This is a genomic window from Nonomuraea sp. NPDC049784, from assembly GCF_040659615.1.
In the GTDB taxonomy this organism is placed as follows: Bacteria; Actinomycetota; Actinomycetes; order Streptosporangiales; family Streptosporangiaceae; genus Nonomuraea.
Window position 1 is genome coordinate 1 of the sequence record NZ_JBFAMX010000135.1, and the last position, 22,406, is coordinate 22,406.

Genomic DNA, 22,406 nt, shown 5'->3' on the forward strand with positions numbered 1-22,406 from the left:
TGCTCGGCGGCCACGATGTCGGGGTCGGCGGGCGGCTCCGCGGGCCCCTCCTCCCCTTCGGGTGCCGTCTCGGGCCGGGCGTCGGGGTTGGCCTGGTAGAACTGCTCGACCGCGCCCATCAGCTCGTCGAGCCAGCGGCGCACCTCCTGCTCGGGCAGCACCTGCTGGAAGCCGGTGACGGCCTGCCCCTGGAAGATCGCCAGCACGGTCGGCACGGCCTGTACGCGCAGCGCCTGGGCGATCTGCGGGCTGGTGTCGACGTTGACCTTGGCCAGCACAACCCTGCCGCCGAGGTCGCCGGCCACTTTCTCCAGCACCGGGCTGAGCTGGGCGCTGCCCGGCGCTCTGGGTGACCACAGGTCGAGAATGACCGGCACGGTCATCGATCGGTCGATGACCTCGGTCGTGAACGTCTCCTCGGTCACGTCGACGACCGAGGCCGACGAGGCCGCCTGGGGACCCGCCGCCTCCCGCCGGGCCTGCGCCTCAAGGGCCTGCTTGCGCGCGCCCAGGTCAATCGCTCCGTAGAGCGACCCGGGCTTAGAGAAGTCCGCCATGCTCTTCATCTTGCCGCATCGTCGAGGTGACGAAGTCACCCGCCGCCCCGTTGAAAGTCACCCGCCGCCCTCCTGGAAGTCTCCCGCCGCCACCCTGAGGGTGCGCAGCTGGGTGAACATCCGGTGGAGTTCGTCCTCGGCGTACATCGTCAGGCCGAACTCGGCGTCCATCAGGTCACGGGTGGCCCGCTCCACGACGTCCCTGCCGGCCTTGGTTATTTCGGCGAGCACGCCGCGCCCGTCGCGCGGGTTGGGCAGCCGGGTGACGAACCCGGACTTCTCCAGCCTGTCCACCGTGTTCGTCACGCTTGTGGGGTGGACCATGAGCCGTTCCCCGATCTTCGACAGCGGGAGCGCTCCTGTCTTGCTGAAGGTCAGCAGGACCAGGGCCTCGTATCGGGCGAAGGTCAGGTCATACGGCTTCAGGAGCGCGTCGAGCTGCGACAGCAGGATCTGGTGCGCTCTCATGATCGAGGTCACCGCGGCCATGGCGGCGGAGGGCCCGAAGTGGGCACGCCAGCTCTCCGCGGCGCGGTCGATGGGGTCGAACGGCAGGTTGAGCGGCTTGGGCTGTGACACAGCGCATACGCTAGCGCGCCGGTCATCCCGGTTCGTCCGGTGACCTGGAGCGACAGGCATCCCCGCTTGACCAAGAATCCGGACGTCAATCATCACGCTCAGTTATGGTTCTGGTACACATGGTGACGCGAAAGCCAAGTCCATCGGCCTGTGGGGACGGGCCGGACTGATCGTTTTCGTCTTGCCGAGGGGCACGGGGGGTGCTTGATGAACGTCAACAGGGAAAAGCGTGCGTGAGCACGCGGGCGTTTCACGAGAAGAGCTGAAGCACAGCGCGGCCGTCACGGTTGCCGTGCTCATGGCTCTCGGCCTGGTCGCGGCGTGGAACGTCCTGATACCCGGTGTGGACGCGTGGGAGAACATCGTGGCCGCCGTCATCGGCTCGCTGCGGTTGACCGGGCCCGTGGCCGCGGCCTTCGCGGCCTGGGTGGCGCTGCGCAAGCGCAGGGCGTTGCGCGGGCGGTCGCTCACGACGTGGCGGGCGCTGAAGGCGCCGCTGGCGATCGTGGTGGTGGTCGTCGGTTCGTTTGGGGCGACGGTGCTGATCCTGGCGGTCAAGACGGTGCTCACCGACCAGGCGGGGCGGCTGAGCCTGTCCGGTCTAGGCATGGGCATGGCGGGGCTGGCCCTCTATTCGGTGATCGGATGGGTGGCCGGGTGGTTGCTGCCCAAGGCGTTCACGCCGCCGCTGGCCGGGCTCGCCTGTTACGGATTGTTCTCGTGGCTGGCCGACGACCGCGGCTGGGCCGACAAGCTGGCGCCCGGCACCGGGGAGCCGTACGACCTGTTCCAGGGGTTGAGCGGGGCGCCGTTCTTCGACCAGACGATCTGGCTGCTCGGCCTCACGGCGGCGCTGCTGCTCGGCTGGGCGGCGCTGGTGACCAGGCAGGCTCTGGTGCTGGCGTGCGCGCTGCTGTCCGTGCTGGCGGCCGGGATGGGAGTGTCGCGGGTGCTGGCCCAGCCGAAGCCGGCCGCGGCCGTTGACATCGCGTACAGCTGCCAGGATTGGCCGATCACGGTGTGTGTTCATCCGGGGATGCGGGCGGGGCTGACCGAGCTGGGGGCGACGTTCACGCAGATCGCCTCCAGGCTGGCGGGCACGCCCGCGGCGTTCACGCGGGTGGAGCAGCGGCCGCTGGAGGAGGAGCTGAAGCCGTCGAACGGGCTGGCGCCCATCCACGTGCCAGACCTCTCGGCGGGGTTCGCCGAGGAGGCCGCGTACGAGTACATCGAGTCCCTGGCCGCCCCCTGCCCCGGCACGGTGGCGGCCGGTTACCGGGAGATCGTGATGGCGTGGCTGCGCGGGGAGCCGCTGCCCGGGGGCCCGCTGCCCGAGCACCAGTACGCGGCGTCGTGGTTCTCGTGGTTGAGCGAGCACCAGCGGAGGGAGTGGCTGCGGATGTTCTACAGCGACTTCCAGAACTGCGGGCTGTCGAGCACGTACTTCGGCGGGGGCCCGGCGCGGGCGCAGAAGGCGCCGTCAGCCCGCCCGACGCCCGAGTCGAGCCACGTTTACCCGGTGTACCCGGAGACCGAAGACACGCCCAACTCCGCCCCCAGCACGTCCATGGCCGGTCTGGGATCCGTGACGGAGTGAACGACGGGGATCGGAAGATGTCACCAAACGGCTGGGACTGATGATCTCCGGGCGGGTAGTCATGCTCGCATGACGACTTCCCGTACGACGCCGCCCGAGGTGACCCCCGAGCGGCGTCGCAGGTGGCGATATGTGGCGGGGCTCCTCGTCCTGGCGGTCCTCCTCGTCGTGGGCGGCCGCCTGGCCTGGACCTGGCTCAACCCGCTCGGTGAGCGGACCATCGACCGCAGCCAGCCGGTGCTGCTGCAGTCCATCAAGGACCTGAGCCGTTTCGAGGCCGCGACGGGGAACTTCCAGGTGGTCGTCGACCTGGAGAAGGACGCCAACTTCCTGCCCGACGCGATCAAGGGCACCCGTACGCTGTTCGTCGGGGCGGGCGGGGTGGACGCGTACGTCGACTTCTCCGGCCTGGCCACGAACGCGGTGACGGTCTCGGAGGACCGCACCCAGGCGACCGTGCGCCTGCCCCGGGCACAGCTGGAGAAGCCGAACCTGGACAACAGCCGGTCCTACGTGTTCGCGCAGCAGCGTGGCCTGTTCGACCGGGTCCAGGACTTCCTGTCCGGGTCGCCGGGCGATCAGCGGGAGCTGTACCTGCTGGCGGAGAAGAAGATCTCGGAGGCGGCGGTCGCGAGCGACCTGCGCGCCAGGGCGGACGCCAACACCAAGGCGATGGTGTCGGGCCTGCTGAAGTCGCTCGGCTTCACCAAGGTCACGGTGAAGTTCACGGACGAGCCCTAGCACCTCACGGGCGCCTTAGTCACCCTGTGCACCCTCCTAAGTATCTTCCTACTCCCTATACGTCCGGAGATAAGGCATCCGTCCGATGTGTCCGGGAGGGCCTTAGGAGGAGTCTTAAGAGTGCAGGGAACAAGGAGCACGAACACAAGGGGCACGCCCATGAACGCCGAACTCGAATACACCGTGATGCAGTACCAAGCCTCCGAACTCCGGCGGGCGGCCGCCGAGGAGCGGCGCGTACGTGAGGCCCGGAAGAGCCTGCGGTCGGAGCGGCGCCACCGCTCGGTCCTCGCCAAGTTCCTGTCCTCATGACCGCCCACAAGCAGCCCGGCCGCAACCTCCCTCGCGGCCGGGTTGAACAGCCCCCGTAGGGGGGCGGCGTCACGGGTTCATGACGCCTTCGTCGCGTTGCCCCGGTCCATTCCTGGTCGGACCGGGGCAACGCGCTGTGTAAGGGCCTCCAGTTGCCGTACGACCCTGTCGAGTGGCGCGGAGGCGTCGATTTCATGTGTCGCCGTGGCCCGCAACAGCGGCTCCACGAGGGCCAGGTCGCTCAGGATGGCCTCTCGCTCCTCGGGGCGCTTGCCGAAGGGGTTGTTGGTCCGTGCGGCGATCCTGGCCAGCATCACGCCGGCGGGCGCGCTCAGCAGCACGACGTGATCGAACCGCGCGTAGAACCGGCCCTGGTTCGACTTGCAGCCCGCCACGAACAGGCTGCCCTCGCGGTGCCCGTCGAGCAGCGCCGCCATCGCGTCCTCACGCCACACCCAGTCCGGCGACCCGTCAGGCGCCGTCACCCAGTGGCTCCATTCGTCGGTGTCGGTGTCGACGGTCCTGTGCCCGCGCGCGGCCAGGACCTCGAGCGCGGTCGACTTGCCCGTGCCCGACATCCCGGTGACCAAGACCTTCGCCATACGGCGAGACCCCTACGGCTTGGGGACGGTGATGAGCAGGGCGTCGCCCTGGCCGCCGCCGCCGCACAGGCCCGCGGCGCCCAGGCCGCCACCCCTCCGCTTCAGCTCGTACGCCAGCGTCAGCACGATCCTCGCGCCGGACGCCCCGATCGGGTGGCCCAGGGCTATGCCGCCCCCGTTGACGTTCACCTTGTCCAGGGGGACGTCCAGCTCCTTGACGGACTGCAGGACCACGCTGGCGAAGGCCTCGTTGATCTCCACCAGGTCCAGGTCGCCGGCCGTCACGCCCTGCTTGGCCATCGCCTGCTTGATGGCGTTCGCCGGCTGGGACTGCAGGGACGCGTCGGGGCCCGCCACGTTGCCGTGCCTGCCGATCTCGGCCAGCCACTCCAGGCCCAGCTCTTCCGCCTTGGACTTCGACATGACCACGACGGCGCACGCCCCGTCGGAGATCTGCGAGGCCGAGCCCGCCGTGATGGTCCCGTCCGCCGCGAAGGCGGGACGGAGCCTGGCGAGGGTCTCCGGGGTGGTGTCACCGCGTACGCCCTCGTCCTCGCGGACGATCAGTGGCTCGCCGCGGCGCTGCGGGATCTCCACAGGGACGATCTCGTCCTCGAAGACGCCGTTCTTGATGGCGGCCGCGGCCAGCTGGTGGGAGCGGGCCGACAGGGCGTCCTGCTCCTCGCGGCCGATGCCGAGGCGAGCGTTGTAGCGCTCCGTCGACTCGCCCATCGCGCACTGGTCGAACGCGCAGAACAGACCGTCGTGGGCCATCGAGTCCACGACTTCCGAGCCGCCGTACTTGACGCCCTTGCGGAGGCCAGGCAGGAGGTGGGGGGCGTTGGTCATGGACTCCATGCCGCCGGCCACCACGATGTCGAACTCGCCCGCGCGGATGAGCTGGTCTGCCAGCGCGATGGCGTCGAGGCCCGACAGGCACACCTTGTTGATGGTGATGGAGGGGACGGTCATCGGGATGCCCGCCTTGACGGCGGCCTGGCGGGAGGGGATCTGGCCCGCGCCCGCCTGGAGCACCTGGCCCATGATGACGTACTCGACGGCTTCCGGCGCCACGCCGGCGCGCTCCAGGGCCGCCTTGATGGCGATGCCTCCGAGCTCCACGGCCGGCAGCCCGGACAGGGATCCCAGGAGTTTGCCGATGGGAGTACGAGCTCCGGCCACGATGACGGAACTGGACATGACAACGGCCTCCTACGCTCGCGTCGGGTTCTTTGACACCATACCCACGAGTAGTCGCACGCTCGCTATGGAGGCGGACCACACATGTTCATGCGGATCGACCACATCGGGATCGCGTGCAGGGACCTCGAAGAGAAGATCGCGTTCTTCTCGGAGACGTTCAAGCTGACCGTCGTGGCACGGGAGGTGAACGAGGAGCAAGGCGTGAAAGAAGCCATGCTGCACATTGCCGACGGCGAAGGTGGGGGCTCCTACATTCAGCTCCTAGAGCCTCTCTCCGACGACTCCCCTGTGGGAAAATTCCTCGCGAAGCGGGGCGAGGGCGTCCACCACGTGGCATTCGGCGTGCCCGACATCACCGACGCGATGGCTAAGATCAGCGAGAAGGGTGTGAGGCTGCTGGACGAGCGTCCAAGACACGGGTCGATGGACTCGCAGATCGCGTTCCTGCACCCCAAGGACGTGGGCGGGATGCTGACGGAGTTGGTCCAGGCGGCCAAGCGCTAGAAAAGGCACAAATCGCGCAAATGTAACTAGTCACGCAGAAAGTTGGACGGGGCTTCGCCGGTGGCACCAGCGGAGTACGCTTGACCTTCCACCGGACATGGAGCCTGCCGCGAGGCACAGGCTCCTGGATCGGATGCCCCGAACCCCCCGTCCGGCCCGTGTAGCCGTCTCGACAACCCAGGATCGAGCCTCCATGCAGTCCGACATCGACGCCCAGCTCAACAACTTCTTCGAAGACGCCCCAGCACGCGAGTTCGACGTGGTGCTTCGTGGTTATGACCGGCATCAGGTCCACGATCACCTGAAGCAGCTCGACGGGGAGCTACGTCAGGCCCGCGAGCAGGTCACGGGCCTGCAGCGCGATCTGTCCGACTCCCAGCGCCAGCTGCAGGAGCAGGAGCGGCCGACCTACTCCGGCCTCGGCGCCCGCATCGAGCAGCTGCTCCGCCTGGCCGAGGAGCAGGCCACCGAGCTCGTGCAGGCCGCCAGGTCCGAGGCCAACGAGATCAAGGCCGCCGCCAAGGTCGAGGCCGCCGACATGCGTGCCGCCGCCGAGGCCGAGGCCGCCGAGAAGCGCGCCCAGGCCACGCGCGAGAGCGACGAGATGCGGACCGCCGCCGAGCGGGACGCCGAAGAGATCCGCTCCACGGCCCGCCGGGAGGCCGATGAGCTGACCAACACCACCGAGCGTGAGGTCGCCAAGCTGCGGGCCACGGCCGACCACGAGGTGGCGGAGAAGCGGGCCGACGCCGAGCGCGAGATCGCCAAGCTGCGCACCACCACCGAGCGTGAGGTCGCCCAGCTACGGGCCTCGACCAAGCGCGAGCGCGACGAGGTGCTCACCACCGCCAAGCGCCAGGCCGACGAGATGCGCGCGCAGGCCCAGCGGGTGCTGGAGGAGTCCGAGGCCAAGCGGGCGCAGGACGAGGCCGAGTTCGAGATCCAGCTCGCTTCCCGCCGGGAGGAGGCCGAGCGCCAGGAGGCCGAGCGCCACGCCACGGCGCAGGCCGCCACGCAGAAGCTGGTCGCCGAGGCCGAGCAGCGGGCCGCCACCGCCGAGTCGCGGGCCACGAAGGCCACCCAGCAGGCCGAGCAGACCCGCCGCGAGGCCGACCTGCACGCCAAGCAGCTCGTCGCGAACGCCCGCAAGAGCGCGGAGACGGTAGCGGCCGACGCCAAGTCGAGCGCCGAGACGATCGTCACCGAGGCCAAGAACGAGGCCGAGCGCACCCGCACGGCGATGCAGCGCCAGGTCGACGAGCTCACCCGCCAGCGCGACAGCATCACCAGCCACCTGGCCCAGCTGCGCCAGCTGCTCGGTGGCGCCGCTCTGCCGGGCATGGAGCCGGAGCCCGCGGTCACGGCCGCCCCGCCGAAGCCCGCGCTCGCCGCGCCCGCCGTCGTCGAGGCCCCGGCCCCGGCGCCCGCTCCCAAGGTCGAGACCAAGGCCGAGGACGACGCCGAATGGTGGCAGGAGTAGCCGCCGGGCCGCCTATGGGGCTGCACACGGGGGCTGAATAGCAGGTTGGAGAGAGCCTGGCGATCCGATGGTCGCTAGGCTCTCTCTTTGCCATCAGCTTGTATAAGTTGTACGGGTTTGCCGCCGACCTTCCCTGGGAGTCACCTTGTCCGCGGATACCGAGCCCACAACCACCGCAGAGCCACCGAAGACCGCGGAGAAGGAAGCAGCACGGGCTCAGGAGAGCGACGACGCCGCGCAGCCGTACGGGCTGCCCGGAAAGCCGCTTGCCCGGGGCCCCTTCCTGTTCGGGCTGGTCGGCGGGCTCGGGGTGCTCACGGCGATCGCGATCGCCCAGATGGTCGTCCAGTCACTGAGTACGATCATCCTGATCGTGGTGGCGATGTTCCTGGCCGTCGGCCTGAACCCGGCCGTCGAGGCTCTCCAGCGGCGCGGCCTGGCCCGGCGGGGCGCGATCTCGATCGTGTTCGCCGGGGTCATCGTGGCGTTCGCGCTGTTCGGCCTGGCCGTGGTGCCGCCGGTGAGCCAGCAGCTGACGGAGTTCGTCGCGGCGGTGCCCGACTACGTCACGGAGCTCGGCAAGAACCCCACGCTGCACCAGCTCGACGCCGACTACCAGATATTGGCGCAGCTCAAGACGTTCGTGACGACCACGCTGGGGCCGTCGCTGGCCAGCGGGATCATGGGCGCGGGGCTTGTGGTGCTGAACGGCGTGTACACCACGGTGACGCTGCTGGTGCTCATGCTCTACTTCCTCGGCTCGCTGCACACGATCAAGGAGTACCTGCTCAAGCTCGTGCCGTCCTCCCGGAGGGCGCGGACGCGGGCGATCAGCGAGGAGATCCTCACCGGCATCGGCGGGTACGTCGCGGGCAACGTGCTGATCTCGATCATCGCGGGCGTCCTGTCCTGGATCTTCCTGTCCGTCGCAGGCGTCCAGTACGCACTCGCGCTCGCCCTGGTCGTTGCGCTGACGGACCTGATCCCGCTGGTGGGCGCCACGATCGGCGCGGTGCTCGTGACCGGCGTCGCGTTCCTGCAGTCGGTGCCCGCCGGGATCGCCTGCGCGATCTTCTTCATCGTCTACCAGCAGGTCGAGAACTACTTCATCTACCCGAGGGTGATGAAGCGCTCGGTGGACGTGGCGCCGGCCGTGACGGTGATCGCCGCGCTGTTCGGCGGCGCGCTGCTGGGCATCGTCGGCGCCCTGCTGGCCATCCCGGTGGCCGCGGCGATCGCGCTGATCATCCGCGAGGTCGTGGTGCCGCGCCAAGACGGCGTCTGAGGCCCGTTGGAGCGAGGGGGCGTCTTGCCCCGACCGTGCCCCGCAACCCGGCACGCTTCGACTGAGGCCACTCGACAAGGCGACGGCGCGCGCCAGAAGACGTCAGCGCTGGGAGCCGCCGAGCTCGGTCCTGAGGAACTCCGCCACCGCCGCGTTGAACGCCTCGGGCTGCTCGACCGCGCTCAGATGGCCCGCCTTAGGGATGATCTCAAGTCGCCCATCGGGTACGGCCCGCGCCATCGCCTCGGCGTCGGGAGGCGGCGACAGCTCGTCCTCCTCCCCCACCACGACAAGCAGCGGCACTTTCAGCGCGCTCAGCGTGTCGAACGAGTCGGTCCGGGCGGCCATGGCGCGTTGCGCCCAGGCGACGGCGCCCGGCGGCGCGGACTGCACCAGCCCCTTGACCCGCCCGAACACCATGGCCCGCCGCTCCTTGGTCGTCGGCCCGATGAGCCCGGGAAGCACCTCGTCGACCAGCACCCCGCTTCCGTCGGACAGCGCGGCCTGGGCGATGCGTTCCCTGTTGTCCCTCGCCGCGGGCGGGTCCGCGCCGGCCTTCGTGTCGGCCAGGATCACGCCGAGCACTCGGTCGGGGTGCCGCCGGCAGAACGCCATGGTCACGTAGCCGCCCATGGACAGCCCGCCGACCACCGCCCTGTCGATGCCCTCATCGTCGAGCAGCCCGGCGACGTCGTCGGCCATCAGGTCGATGGACGGGTCGTCGTCGCCCAGCCGCGAACCGCCGAAGCCGCGCAGGTCGGGCGTGATGACCCGGCAGGCCTTGGCCAGCCCCTCCCGCTGGGCCAGCCACATGGCCGACGACAGCGGGAACGCGTGAAGCAGCACAACCGGGAGCCCGGTCCCGGACGATCTCGTGTAGAGCTGCACGGACCACACGGTAACCCGGTTCACGGCGGCAAGCACTCAATGTCGTATGCCGATATCACCGATAACGCCGACCGCTTCCGTAAAAAGCAGCCATAAAGGCGGCACTCCGCCAATGTCCGCCATAATCCTGACATTGCCTGGTGAATAATTCCTGCGCACAATCCAGGCAATGGGCTGGTGCACCCCGCGGTGACAGCGACGGCGGGAACCCGTCCCCGACGCACGCGGTCACTTCGTGGTGCGGCGGCTCAGATGGCCGTGGCGCCGCCGTCCACGAACAGCACCTGACCCGTCATGTACGCCGAAGCCGAGCTGGCCAGGAACACGGCCGGCTGAGCCATCTCCTCCACCGTCCCCCAGCGCCGCATGGGCACACTGGCGACCGTTGCGGCCCCGGAGGTCTCGTCCTCCCAGAGGTTGCGGTTGAGGTCTGTGGCCGTCCATCCAGGGCACAGGGCGTTGACCCGTACCCCGGACTGGGCCCACTCCACGGCCAGCGTCTTCGTCAACGCCACCAGCCCCGCCTTGGCGGCGGCGTAGGGCGCCAGGAAGGGCGCGCCGAGCGCCGCCACGGAGGCCACGTTGATGACCGTGCCCTCGCCCCGCTCCAGCAGGTGGGGGGCGACCGTGTGGCAGACGGTCATGGCCGAGTCGAGGTTGAGCCGCATCAGCTTGTCCCACCCCGACAGCCGCAGGTCCTTGAACTCGACCAGGAAGTTCGAGCCGCCCGCGTTGTTGACGACGATGTCGAGGTGCCCGAGCCCGTCGATCGCCGCCGTCACGGCCCCGGCCGCGGCGTCGCGGTCGGTGAGGTCGGCGGGGATGACGACCGCGCGCCTGCCCAGCGCCTCGACTTCCTTGCCCACTTCGGCCAGGGTCTCGGCTGACCGGGACACGAGCGCCACGTCGGCCCCCGCCTCGGCGTACGCGAGCGCGATGGCCCGCCCGATCCCCTTCGACGCCCCGGTGACCAGAGCCTGCTTCCCACTGAGATCGAACGCGCCCACACTGCCTCCTCAAATCATTACCGAACAAGATTCTAGGGACATGGCACCCGAAAACGCCACCGGCGCGGAACCCGTGAGGGTCCCGCGCCGGTGTCCGGTCAGTAGGGGCTAACCTCCCAAGCCCCAGATGATGATGTCGAGTGCGTCCGCCAGTCCGCTCTTGTCCAGGTAATTGTTGACCTTGAAGGCGGTTTCGGCGATCGTGCCCGTCCTCGTGTTCTCGGGTTCGATCTTCTCCGGCCGGAAGATCTGCCGCTCACCCTGGCCGGAGCCACCGGGCCTGGCCGCAGGCGGCGGTCCGTCCGGATACATCCGGCCATCGCGGTAGACGGTGTAGGACTGGGTTGGCTGGGTCGAGCCGTCGTTGCGGTAGATCTGGCTCGGCCGTGGCTGCATCGGCTGCCGGCTGTCCCTGGGGGGCGCCTGCCGCTGCTGCGCCCTGTGGCTGGTCGGCCGCTGCGCCGGACGCTGCCGTGCCCGCTGGATCCCGCTGGGGAGCCGGCCGGCCCGCCTGTTGCGCGTCCTGGCCGCCGCTGCGGCCCGGCGCTTCGCCGCCGCCTCAGCGGCCTTTCTCCTCGCCTCTCTTCTCGCCGCGGCCGCGGCCCGCCGCTGTGCCCGTGCCGTCGCCGCCTTCCTGGCCCTCTCGGCTGCCCTCTTCTTGGCCTGTTCCTGGAGCTTCTTCCTGGCCGCGGCCGCGGCCTTCTTCCGCGCCGCTTCCAGGGCCCGCTTCTTGGCCTCGGCCGCGGCCCTTCTCCTGGCCTCCGCCAGTGCCCGGCGCCGCGCCGCCGCGAGGGCGGCCCTCCTCGCCGCGGCACGCGCCGCCGCGATGGCGGCCCGCCTGGCGGCGGCCATCGCCAGCCTCCTGGCGATGATCTGCGCCGCGACCCTGACCGCGATGGCGGCGACGAACCAGAACAGCTGCCCGTCGGGGTCGCTCATGGTGACGGGGCTGTTGTTGGCGTAGGCGTAGGCGTTGAGCTGCTGCGGGTTCTGCTCCTCCATGACGGGGTCGACCGACAGGAAGCGCCCGTTCTTGGGGTCGTACTCGCGGGCCCCGAGGTGGACCAGCCCGGTCGTGGAATCCTGCGTGCCTCCCACGAATCCGCGCTGCCCCGGCCAGAACGCCGGTGGCGATCCCCGGTTCTCGCCGAACGGCGTCGTCCTCCGTACGGCCAGCTCACCGGTCCCGGCGTTCACCGCCGCCTGAGCGGTGCCCTGGTGGTCGTTGACCAGGAAGTAGACCTGGTTGTCCGGCGTGCGCACCGCAATGGGCTCGCCGCCGATGGTGTAGTAGCGGGTCTGCTCGACGACGTCCTTGGCGAAGTCGAAGCGCAGCTCCATGTCGTCGATGTAGAGCGTGGCGTCGGTCGGCGTCTTGCGGATCAGCCGGTCGCCCTCCGCGTTGTACACGAAGGACGTCGTCTTGCCCGCCTCCGTCACCGACTCCAGGTTGCCCTCGGCGTCCCAGACCAGGCTCTGGTCGGAGGTGCCGACCTTGCGCCTGGTGGTGTTGCCCGCGGCGTCGTACTCGAAGAGGTCTGACCCGACGGTCTGCAGCGCGTGCGGCTGCTTGCCGCCCGCCGCCGGGTAGGTGGAGGAACGGGTGGTCTCACCCGCGCCGCCCCAGGCGTGCTTGATCTCCTTGGTCCGGTTGCCTGTGGCGTCGTACTCGTAGCTGACCGCGTAGGGGGCCACGCCGCCGATCTTGTCCGACTGCGGGGTGCCGGCGGCGCAGTCGTCGGTGGCCGTCCAGGCCGAGGTCATGCGGCGCAGGTGGTCGTACTTGAAGCACTGCGTGTCCTGGCCGCTCGCGCCCTTGTCGGCGATCTTGGTGATGTTGCCGACCGCGTCGTAGCTGTAGTTGAGGTCCAGGTCGGTCGCCGTGGCGCCCTCCCTGTCCACCCGCATCCTGGACAGCCTGCGGGTGGCCTCGTCATGGGTGTAGGTGAGCCAGGTCTTCTTCCCTCCGGTGCTCAGCTCCGTCTGCAGGGTCTCGCCCAGCTTGGAGTAGCGGGTCGCGGTCACGTACGTGGACAAACCGCTGACCTTGGTCGGCTGGCTGAGCTCGTCGTAGGTGTAGACGACCTGCTCGTCCGCCAGGCCGCCCGCGGCCGGGAAGCTGACGGACTGGACCTGGTCGTCGATCGTGTAGCGGGTGTTGAGCTGGTACGAGCCCGCCAGCTTGCCCTCCCGCTCGGGGATGGTGACGGTCTCGCGCAGCGTGCGGTAGTCGGTGTCGATGGCGTTGATCTCCGCCTTGTACGCCTGCCCGCCCACGTAGCGGATGCTGGCGTTCATGTGGCCCTTGGCCAGCGCGTCGTACTGCCACTCGGCGAGCAGCGCACCGGTCTCGGAGCCCTCGCGCAGCTCCTTCTTGCGGCCCAGAATGTCGTAGACGTAGTACAACGTCTTGCCGCGCGAGTCAGTGGTGCTGACCAGCTCGTCGGCGTCGTTGTACGTCATCGTGGTGACGCCCTTGTCGGGGTCCTCCATCTTGATCTCGCGGCCGCGCATGTCGTAGTGGTGGCGCCACACGTTGCCCGCCGCGTCGGTCACCGTGGACAGCCGTCCGGCCTGGTCGTAGGCGTACTTGGTGGACTCGTACTCGCCCGTCGGGGTGGCGCCCTTGTACTGGCGCAGCTCGATGAGCCGGTCCTCGGCGTCGCCGATGCGGGTCGTGGCGGTTCCTCCGGGCGGCGGCGTCACGTGGATCCGGTCGCCCTGCTGCGTGGTGCTGACCCGGTACTTCTCCTGTCCCTTCGACTTGAGGATCTGGGCGTTGACGTCTCCGGTGCCGTCGAAGGTCACCGCGACCTGGTTGGGCACGTCCGCGTCGGCCACGGCGAGCAGGTCGGTGGAGGGCGTCCCGGTGGCGAAGTAGCCGGTGTTGGACTTGGCCGCCTCGCCGAGCGAGTTGTAGATGGTGTCGGTGATCGTGCGCCCGTCACGCAGCGCCGGGTCCTGCGTCTGCTCGTCGCGGGGCGCGGGCTCCTGCGTCTGGCGCTTGCGCATCAGGCCGTCGTACAGCTCGTGGCTGGCGCTGTAGGTGCCGTCCGCGTTCAGCGTCTTCGTGGTGACGAAGCTGGGACCGTCGGTGCGCATCGAGTAGGCGTACTCGGTGCTGGGCGACTGATTGGCCGCCTTGCTGCGGTCGGGCTGCCAGACCTTGACCAGGCGGCCGAGCGCGTCGTACTCCATGTCGATGCGGCGGTTGTTCGCGTCGACCTCGGCGTACGGCTCTCCCCAGGCCGGTTCGAGCAGGGTGCGCTCGACGTGGCCCAGCTGGTTGGTCTCCTTGATCTCGGTCGGGGGCGCGCCCGCCGTCGGGGTGTAGGTGGTGGTGGACTTGGTGCCGAGCGCGTCGGTCTCGCTGGTCTCGCGGCCGTAGGCGTCGTAGGTGTGGGTGCTCTCCACGATCGTCGCGCCGTCCCCAGAGACGGTGTGCTCGACCGTGGTCACGTCGCCCTTGGTCGGCGCCTGGCCGTACGCCTTGTTGTCGTACTGGACCTTCTCGTCGGAGATGACCTCACCGGCGGCCAGCGTGGACACGGAGGTGCCGCAGCCGGCGGCGACCTTCTGGATCCGGCTCGTGTAGTCGAGCATCCAGCTCGTGTCGTTGCGGGCGTAGGTGTAGCGGGTGCACTGGTCGTCGTCGGTCGTGGCCAGGTCGCCCTTCTCCTCCACCTGGGTGAGCAGGCCCTTGGTGTCGTACGCGCGCTCCTCGCCGGTACGCCGCCACTTGCCTCCGTCCAGCGCGGTGCGGGTGACCATGGACTTGGGCTCGACCACGTACGCGGCCTTGGTGATGCCGTCGTCCGTGGACTCGGCGGTCTTGACCGACCAGGGCTCCTCCAGCGTGGCGGTCAGGATGGCCCCGCCGTCGCCGTCGTAGAGGAGCTCCTCGCGCTCGAAGCCCGCCAACTGGTCGAGGTCATCGAGCTTGACGCCCTCGGAGTCCGTGACCTGCGCGCTGCGCTTGGAGCCGTCGGCCTGCTTGTCACCATGCATGCCGCGGAAGTACCTGAACTCCGTCAGCGTGCGCTTGGTGTCCTGGCCGTCGCCCTGGCGCACCCGGACCCGGCCGTAGCCCCGGAAGTCGGACCACGTGCGGTGCTCGGGCTTGACCAGGGCGTTCTCGGCGTAGCGCCAGGCGGTTCCGTCGAGGTACTCGTAGTCGGTGACGACGTTAGGGGCGCCGCCGACGCGGTCCACCTCGACCGTCTGCGTGACCACGTACTTGTGGAACCAGTCGTTGACCTCGGCCTCGTTCGGCGGTGACCAGCGCTGCGGGAAGCAGCGCCTGGTGTTCTTGTCGGGGGCGGGAACGTCACCGGGCTTGCAGTCGGCCGCGGAGTAGTTGACGCGCAGCTCGCCGCCGGACTCGTTGTTCACGGCCTGCACGCGCCACTTGACCAGCGGGGCGCGGCCCTCGTTGGCATCCACCCGGTTGGGGAGCTGGACACCGGTGAACGTGACCTTGGGCAGCGTGATCGTGCCGCCCACGTGACCACTCTGCTGGATCGACGCCAGCCACAGCGCCGGGCTCATGCCGTCGCCCGAGGCGGGGAACTGGTGCGTCAGCGTCCAGGAGTCGACCGCGCAGTACTGCGCGCCCGCACACTTGGCCGGGTCGGTGTTGAGGATCTGCGTGGTGACCTTGGCCAGGCGCTTGCGCGTGAAGAACGTCGGCGCCAGCCGGTCGGTGCACGTCACGCCGGAGTCACAGATCTGGTCGAACGGGACGTCCGGCCAGCTGCTGGCGGTCTCCTTCTTGAGCTGGTCGGCGGCGCAGGTGATGGTGCCGCTGGGCAGGCAGCGCTCGGCCACGTCGAAGACGACGCGGGCGGCGGGAGCCTTGGTGAACAGCTCGTTCTGCAGGTAGCCGTAGTCGATGCGGGTGAGATAGCCCGCGCGGTCGTACACGGTGCCCAGTTCGGGCTTCATGTTGCGGCCGTAGTAGTTCTTCTCCTGCGCGTACCAGTACGTGGTGGCGTTGCCGTGGGTGTCCACCGCGTAGTCGAGGTTCCACCGGTAGGCCTGCTGGCACCAGGCGTTGGCCGGGGTGCTGGAGTAGCAGGGCTCGCCGCTGTTGTTGCCGAACACCGGCACCGTCTGCACCGACTTCGTCTCCGGCTTGCCGGTGACCCAGCCGGGCAGGCGGTTCAGGCCGAAGGTGTACTGGGTGCCGTCGGCGCCGGTGACGCGCCAGTACTCGCCGTTGTTGTCGCCGTTGGTGGCCCCGGTGAGGTACTCGATCCGGGTGCCGTCGTCGCGCTTGGGCCGCCACTGCTTGGTCGTGGCGTCCTTCACCAGCTCGACGGCCGAGTTGCCGAGCGACAGGGTGACGTTCTCCCCGTCCCAGCACAGGTCGCCGGTCTTCTTGCCGTCGATCATGCAGGACTTGTAGCGGCGCTCGATGTAGCCGCTGGGGTTCAGCTCGAAGCCCTCACCGACCCAGGACGGCTGGTTGTTGGTGGAGGCGGTGCGGCCGTCCACGCTCTGGGAGGAGTAGTCGATCGACAACTCCGGCTCGTCGCCACCCAGCGCGGGAGGAGTGCGCAGGTCGTAGTCCCAGTTGAAGTCACCGGACTGGGCTCCGACGCTCCAGCTCGCCGACGGCGCGAGTGAGGTGGCGGCGTGGTCACCGGACGGGCCTGAGGCGGCGGCCGTGACCGCGTACAGGCCGGCCGACTCGAACTCGGCGGTCAGCGTGCCCGCCTTAGTGTCGTTCTCACTCTTGACCGGCTGGGGCGCGGCGCAGCCGTCGGTCGCGGTCAGCGCGCAGTCCTCCAGCTTGACCACACGGAGCCGGGCGCCGTAGTCGCCGCCGTAGGCGTAGCGGAAGCCGGAGTAGTCGATCTGCAGGCGGGTCTTCTTGCCGGACGCGGCCTTGAGGCTCGCTCCCTGGCCGGGCGATACGCGCATCGCGAGGCCGAGCAGCTTGGAGTCGAGGAGCTCGACGTGTACGGGGTCGGAAGTCTCGGCCTTGGCGGCGGCGCCCGTCTGCGGGGCCAGCTTCACGGGGAAGCCGGTCGCCGCCAGGGTGCTCGCCCCGGTGCCGCCCAGCTCCGCCGCCTGGGGTTTGGGCCAGGTGACGCCTGGTGGCGCCTTCCACGCCTGTTTCTCGACGGGATCGGCCAGCGGGGGCAGGACCGGGACGCTCGTGCCCTTGACCGGCTTCTCGTTCTGCACCGAGGGCGCCGATCGGGGCGCGGCCTCGGCGGGCATGGCGTACGTGAGGGGGACGACGAGGGCGATGGAGACCACTGCCGCGAGCCTGCGGGGCCAGGACGACTCGGGCTTGGGTTCCAGGAAACGGTTCCAGTAAGGGTCGGGATTGTCGGGTTCGTCGGGTTGGTGAGCTCGGTTCCAGCGGGATTCGGGCAGGTCTAACTCACTCGGCAGGTCCATGAACCTCTCCCAGTCGGGGTGCTGATCGGGACTTACTGGGTGGCTGAAGGTGCTGGGAATTACTGGGCGGCTAGTTGGGCGATCTGCTCGGCGCTCAGTACGCCGTCATAGGTCCGGACGTCGTCCACGGTTCCTGGCCAGTAGCCGGTGAAGGCGCCCGCGGTCTTGGTCCGGCCCAGCTGCAGCGGGCCGGTGGCGTTCCACGCGCTGACGTGGTCGGTGATGGTGGTGGTGGAGAGCTGACCGTTGACGTAGATGCGCAGCTCGCCGGCCAGCGCGTCGTAGACGCCGGCGATGTGCGTCCACTCCAGCGCGTTGGGGATGGCGTCGGAGCGCGTGCGTACGAGAGCGGCCGTGTCGGTGTCGGCGGCGCGCATGCCGAGGGTCCACCGCCCCTGTTCCTTGTCGAAGCCGAGCTGGAACCCGGCTGTCCTGCTGCCCGGCTGTGCCACGGCCGCGGTGTCGGCGGTCGGCACGTAGTCGAGCTGGGTCCAGGCGGCGACGGTGAAGCTCGACTTGGTGTTGACGGGGGCGGCTGTGGTCTGGGCGTAGCCGTTGACGCCGTCGAGCGCGAGCGCGCCGTCCAGCCAGCCGGCGGTCCACGACGCGCCCCCGGCCAGCGTCGCGGCCGTGGCCCGGCCCGAGGAGTCGGCGGCCGACGTGCCGGACTCCTCGTCCAGCTTCCAGTGGCCGACCAGCGTGGCGGCGCTGTTGACCAGGTCGGCGACCTCGTCGGCGAACATCGCCCGGCCGTAGACCCGGACCTCGTCCACATCGCCCGGCCAGTACTCCGCCGCGGCGCCGTTGACCTTGCCCCGGCCGATGGTGAGCGGCCCGGTGGCGTTCCACGGCTGGGTGAAGGCGACCGAGGACTCCAGCTTGCCGTTGACGTAGAGCGAGAGCCGGCCCGCCGCGGAGTCGTAGACGCCGGCCAGGTGGGTCCACTCGTTGAGCCTCGGGGCGGCCGCGGAGAGGGCGCGGACGGTCGTGGCGCCATCGGCGTCCGTGCCCGCACGGGTCAGCGCCCAGCGGTCGTCGGGCTTGGAGTATTGGAGCGCGAAGCCGCCTGTCCTCGCGCCTTCCTGGGTGACGACGGTGGCGGTGGCGCCGTTGCCCGCCAGGCGGGCCCAGGCGGTGACGGTGAAGTTGCGGCTGGTGTCGGTTATGGGGCCGGAAGTCTGCGCGTACGCGTTGGCCAGGCGCAGCCCCATGCCGGTCCTGCCGGTCGTCCACGTGGCCCCGTAGAGGGTCGCGGGGTGGGCGTTCGCGGCGTCGGCGGCCGCGGTGCCCTGGCCCTCGTCCAGCGCCCAGTGGCCGCTGGGGCCCTTGCCCCCGTTGACGTTGAAGACGTACGTGCGGATCGGGCCGAGCTGGCCCGCGCGGTCCTTGCTCCGGACCGACAGGACGTTGGGGCCGTCATGGCTGGGCGTGAGCGCGATCGTGGCCTTGCCGTCCGCGCCGGGTGCGACCTCCGTCTTGGGCGTGGTGTCGAGCCCGTAGAGGTACGCGGCCACGTCGGTGACGCCGTTGGGGTCGAAGGTGAACGTGCCTGCCAGGCCGACACCGTCGCTCCAGGCGTCCTCGGAGTACTCGGGCGAGGTCACGACCGGTTCCCTGCCGGGGGCCGTGGCGTCCACGGTGGCCTCGCACCAGGGGCTCCAGGCGCTGGTGGCCTTGCCGTCCTCAGCGCGTACGTGCCAGCGGATGAGCGCGCCGTCGGCGTACAGGCTGGTCGGAATCGTCGCGTAGTAGGCGGAGCCGGACGAGCCCGTCCCGGTGATGTACTCGCCGGTCTTCGTCCCGGCGGCGTTGTACCACTCGAAGTGGCCCTTGACCGAGTTGTCGGCGTCCTTCAGCTTGGCCCACAACTTCGGCGTGGCCGTGCTGATGACCGGCCGCCCCTCGCCGGTTACGCAGGCGCCGCCGGGGTCCGACCACGTGTCCGCGGCCACCGGGTCGGTCGGGATCGAGTTGTACTCGATGACGGCGACCGGGTTGTTCTTGAACTTCTTCCAGGCCCAGTAGTCGGTCTCGCTGGTGGCGTAGAGCCCGATGGTCATGGTGGACCATTTCTTGGCGGCGGCGTCGGCGGCCCACGACGTGACGTCGAACTCCACACCGCCGGGCGCGCAGGACCCCGTGCCATAGCCCTTGGCCACGTTCACCGTGGAGAGCAACCTGGTCTTCGCCGGCGGGTTGTTCCAGGTGGTGCTCTTGCTGATCGCGCCGGTCCCCCAGGCCTCCACCTTGCGGGCGTCGCACGAGTACGACCACGTCTCATACGTACGCAGCGTCGCCTTGATGATCTGCTTGCCGTGGATGGTGGAGCCGGTGGCCATCTGGAAGAACGAGCGGTTCGTCTGGGTGGAGCTGATGTGGCCGACGCGGGCGACGTCGCTGGAGTTGAGGTAGTTGGAGTTGGGCCAGTTTTTCCAGACCGCCGTCCACGAGCCGCGCGAGGCCGAGAAGTACGGGTCCAGGTAGACGGGGAACTTGGTCTTCGGATCCGCCAGCATCTTCCTGTCCGGCTTCAGCCGGAGCTGCCTGCCCGCCAGTTCCACGCCCATCGTGGCCTGCTTGGCCTCCGGAGAGCGGCCTTCCTTGAGCGCCTGCGGGCTCGTGATCCCCTCCGAGTCCCACATCTTCGGCGTGGGCGCGATGAAGATCGTGCCGCCGCCGTTGTCGAGGGCCTCCAGGTTGCCTGCCGCGTCCGGCTTCAGCGACAGGCCCGCGGTGGTGAGCGGGTAGGCGAGCTCGGTCAGGTTCGCCGCCGCCTCCCGCGACTTGACCACCAGGAGATGCGAGAAGCCATCCACGTCCGCGGTGACCTGGAGGTCGACACCCGGCATGACCTCGGGGTAGGTGGCGGTGTCGCCGTTCAGGGTGGGCTTGGGCAGGGTGCCCTGCCAGCCGAGCTCCAGGGTCTTGGCGCCGCGCGACAGGCGGGCGAGCGGGGCGGTGCCGCCGCCGGAGAACGTCATGCCGGCCGCCGTGGCGACCGGCTCGACCGCGCCGTCGGGGCGCAGGCGGAGCGTGGTGTCCACGGGCACCCAGCCGTCGGCCTTGCGCACGCGTACCGGGCGGACGTACTGCTCCAGGGTGAACGTGCCGTCGGGCTTGGCCCAGACCTGGCGGGTCTCGTTGCGCAGCGACTCGACCTCGACCGGCTTGCCTGCGGTGCGGGCGAGTGTGAGAGCCGACTCCTCAGACGGCTGGGCGGTGTCCGTCTCCGTCGGCGGCTGGACGGTATGTGTCTCCGCGGGCGCCGGATCTGGTAACGCAATGACCGTGAAGGCTAACGCCGCCGCAACCAACCCACGCAATGCCCGCATACGTCCTCGCCCAAGGTGAGCTGGGATTACGCGCGGAACGGACCACCCGCCCGGCGTTTCCACGATCTTCGGTTGACGATCGGATTTTCACCCTGGTCGAGCGGCAGGTCTAGAGTTTTGCTCATTCTGCTCAAAGTTTCCTTCAGAGTTGCGAACAGTCCGGAAATTTCCGCCAGAGCGCCTCAGACCTCCGTCGGCAGCGGCCACGCGGCCGGGTTGACCCGCTTGACGATCTCGTTCAGGGCGATGCGGACGTACGGCTCACCCACCCACAGATGCTTGGCCCCGTCCACGCCGATGACCTCGGCCTGCGGCACCCGCGCGAACCGCTCACGGGCCTCGTCGGGCCGGAGGTAGTCGTCGAACTCGGGCACGAGCGCCACCAGCGGCCGTCCGAACCTCGTCCAGGCGTCCAGGTCCTCGTCCGTGGCCCTGTGCAGCGGCGGCGAGAGCAGGATGGCACCCTCCACCAGCGGGTCGTGTGCCCACTTCAGCGTCAGCTCGGTGCCGAACGACCAGCCGACCACCCACACGTGCGGCAGGTCGTGGTATTCGGCGTACTCGAGCGCCGCAGCGACGTCGAACCGCTCCCCCTCGCCCCCGTCGAACGTGCCCTCCGAGGTGCCGCGCTCGGAGGAGGTGCCCCGGGTGTTGAAGCGCAGCACGGCCAGGTCGGCGAGGGCGGGCAGCCGGTTGGCGGCCTTCTTGTAGACGTGGCTGTCCATGAACCCGCCGTGCGTGGGCAGCGGGTGCAGGGTCACCAGCGTCGCCACAGGAGGACGGTCGAGTGGCAGGGCCAGTTCGCCCACCAGGGCCAGGCCGTCGCCCGTGTGCAGTTCGATCGGCTCGCGCCGGGCGGGGAGCACGGTCGCCGCGCGAATCTCCACTATGGATGCCTTTCAGTAGCGAGTGCGGCCGGGGCCGCGGTCGAGTCTCTTACGCCAGCAGGCCGGGTGCCAGTGGCGGCGTTCTTCGTCGCCTCCCGGCCAGTTGGGCCAGGCCACGAGGTGCGGCTGGCCGCTGCGGATCTCCTGGTCGCAGCCCGGACACCGGTAGTTCTTGGTCGAGGACGCGCCGGTGAGCATACGTACCTTCCACTCGCCGTCGGGCCATTCCTCCACTTTGTCCAGCCCGGTGGGGAAGCCGAAGGGGCGGGAGGACTCCCTACGGCGGGCGCGGCGGGGGCTCATTGACGTGGGAACTCGCTCACTTCGGCGATGACCAGCTGGTCGAGCAGGGGCGCGGGCGCGAAGGCGGGCTCGCGGTATTCGGCGTAGAGGGCTCTCAGGCCGTCTCTGACCCTGGCCAGGCCGAAGGACTCCAGCATTTCGAAGGGTCCGGCTGGATAGCCGCAGCCCAGCCTCATGGCCGCGTCGATGTCCTCGATCGAGGCGTATCCCGAGTCGTACATCCGCACGGCGTCGTTCAGGTAGGGGAAGAGCAGGGCGTCCACCACGAACCCCGCCCTGTCCTTGCACGGCACCGGCGTCAGCCCGGCGATCTTCACCAGGTCCCTGGCGGCGGCCGCGGCGTCCTCCGACGTGAGCGCCGTCGAGACGAGCTCGGCCACCTGGTCGCCGACGAGGTGCACGCCGACCATCCTGGCGGGGTCGGGGAGGCGTACGGCGTGCTCGATCACGGGGCGGTCGGCGAGGCGCAGCACGACGTCGGGGTCGCCGGACGACTTGAACCCGGCCGCCCGCAGCCGCTCCACGAGCCCGTCGCCCTCGGAGCCGATCTCGGCCCCGTCGCCTTCGGACCCGACGACCTCGAACGTGCCGAGCCTGGACTTCACCGGCTCCTTGGGCGGTGAGTCGCCGTAGAAGCCGCGGCCTGTCTTGCGGCCCAGCAGCCCGGCGGTGACCAGCTCGCGCAGGAGCGGCGAGGGCGCGTGCCGCCGGTCGCGCG

The 22,406-nt window shown here is 69.7% G+C and carries 17 protein-coding genes; 6 read left to right on the forward strand and 11 right to left on the reverse strand.

Annotated features, from left to right (window positions below):
- Positions 1–557 (reverse strand): thioredoxin domain-containing protein (locus tag AB0J09_RS26050; RefSeq protein ID WP_360696156.1); only part of this gene is annotated, 557 nt, incomplete at its 3' end.
- Between the two features lie 57 nt (positions 558–614).
- Positions 615–1,136, reverse strand: a complete 522-nt coding sequence (locus AB0J09_RS26055) for a MarR family transcriptional regulator (protein ID WP_360696159.1) — start codon at positions 1,134–1,136, stop codon at positions 615–617.
- A 229-nt stretch (positions 1,137–1,365) separates the two neighbouring features.
- Here AB0J09_RS26055 and AB0J09_RS26060 point away from each other — a divergent pair, with 229 nt between their 5' ends.
- The 3 genes from AB0J09_RS26060 (at position 1,366) to AB0J09_RS26070 (ending at position 3,786) form a co-directional block, all read left to right on the forward strand.
- Entirely contained in the window at positions 1,366–2,733 is a 1,368-nt protein-coding gene (locus tag AB0J09_RS26060; RefSeq protein ID WP_360696162.1) for a hypothetical protein, read from the forward strand.
- A 69-nt stretch (positions 2,734–2,802) separates the two neighbouring features.
- The gene (locus AB0J09_RS26065; RefSeq protein WP_360696165.1) at positions 2,803–3,474 is read left to right on the forward strand and encodes a DUF4230 domain-containing protein; all 672 of its coding nucleotides are present in this window, start codon (positions 2,803–2,805) and stop codon (positions 3,472–3,474) included.
- A gap of 159 nt (positions 3,475–3,633) precedes the next feature.
- Positions 3,634–3,786, forward strand: coding sequence for a hypothetical protein (locus AB0J09_RS26070; protein WP_360696167.1), 153 nt, complete (start codon positions 3,634–3,636; stop codon positions 3,784–3,786).
- Positions 3,787–3,863: 77 nt separating this feature from the next.
- Here the strand turns inward: AB0J09_RS26070 and AB0J09_RS26075 are convergent, their stop codons facing one another.
- The gene (locus AB0J09_RS26075) at positions 3,864–4,388 is read right to left on the reverse strand and encodes an AAA family ATPase (RefSeq protein ID WP_360696170.1); all 525 of its coding nucleotides are present in this window, start codon (positions 4,386–4,388) and stop codon (positions 3,864–3,866) included.
- A 12-nt stretch (positions 4,389–4,400) separates the two neighbouring features.
- The gene (locus AB0J09_RS26080) at positions 4,401–5,588 is read right to left on the reverse strand and encodes an acetyl-CoA C-acetyltransferase (protein ID WP_360696173.1); all 1,188 of its coding nucleotides are present in this window, start codon (positions 5,586–5,588) and stop codon (positions 4,401–4,403) included.
- An 84-nt stretch (positions 5,589–5,672) separates the two neighbouring features.
- Between AB0J09_RS26080 and mce the strand changes: the two genes are divergently transcribed.
- The 3 genes from mce to AB0J09_RS26095 all read left to right on the forward strand — a co-directional run bounded on the left by mce (position 5,673) and on the right by AB0J09_RS26095 (position 8,860).
- Entirely contained in the window at positions 5,673–6,095 is a 423-nt protein-coding gene (gene mce, locus AB0J09_RS26085; protein WP_360696176.1) for a methylmalonyl-CoA epimerase, read from the forward strand.
- A gap of 193 nt (positions 6,096–6,288) precedes the next feature.
- Positions 6,289–7,575, forward strand: coding sequence for a DivIVA domain-containing protein (locus tag AB0J09_RS26090; protein ID WP_360696179.1), 1,287 nt, complete (start codon positions 6,289–6,291; stop codon positions 7,573–7,575).
- Positions 7,576–7,720: 145 nt separating this feature from the next.
- Positions 7,721–8,860: an AI-2E family transporter gene (locus AB0J09_RS26095; protein WP_360696182.1), complete on the forward strand. Its 1,140-nt coding sequence runs from the start codon at positions 7,721–7,723 to the stop codon at positions 8,858–8,860.
- Positions 8,861–8,962: 102 nt separating this feature from the next.
- Here the strand turns inward: AB0J09_RS26095 and AB0J09_RS26100 are convergent, their stop codons facing one another.
- From AB0J09_RS26100 to AB0J09_RS26130, 7 genes are all read right to left on the reverse strand, one after another.
- Entirely contained in the window at positions 8,963–9,748 is a 786-nt protein-coding gene (locus AB0J09_RS26100) for an alpha/beta fold hydrolase (protein ID WP_360696185.1), read from the reverse strand.
- Between the two features lie 248 nt (positions 9,749–9,996).
- A complete protein-coding gene (locus AB0J09_RS26105) occupies positions 9,997–10,755 on the reverse strand; it encodes an SDR family NAD(P)-dependent oxidoreductase (protein WP_360696188.1) in 759 nt (252 codons plus the stop codon).
- A 108-nt stretch (positions 10,756–10,863) separates the two neighbouring features.
- Positions 10,864–17,166, reverse strand: coding sequence for an RHS repeat-associated core domain-containing protein (locus AB0J09_RS26110; protein ID WP_360696191.1), 6,303 nt, complete (start codon positions 17,164–17,166; stop codon positions 10,864–10,866).
- A 59-nt stretch (positions 17,167–17,225) separates the two neighbouring features.
- Positions 17,226–20,498: a LamG-like jellyroll fold domain-containing protein gene (locus AB0J09_RS26115; protein WP_360696194.1), complete on the reverse strand. Its 3,273-nt coding sequence runs from the start codon at positions 20,496–20,498 to the stop codon at positions 17,226–17,228.
- 182 nt (positions 20,499–20,680) lie between these two features.
- The gene (locus AB0J09_RS26120) at positions 20,681–21,385 is read right to left on the reverse strand and encodes an alpha/beta fold hydrolase (protein ID WP_360696197.1); all 705 of its coding nucleotides are present in this window, start codon (positions 21,383–21,385) and stop codon (positions 20,681–20,683) included.
- A 12-nt stretch (positions 21,386–21,397) separates the two neighbouring features.
- A complete protein-coding gene (locus tag AB0J09_RS26125) occupies positions 21,398–21,688 on the reverse strand; it encodes an ATP/GTP-binding protein (protein WP_360696200.1) in 291 nt (96 codons plus the stop codon).
- On the reverse strand, positions 21,685–22,406 hold a 722-nt coding region (locus AB0J09_RS26130), incomplete at its 5' end, for a 3-hydroxyacyl-CoA dehydrogenase family protein (RefSeq protein WP_360696202.1). The genes AB0J09_RS26125 and AB0J09_RS26130, both read right to left, overlap by 4 nt.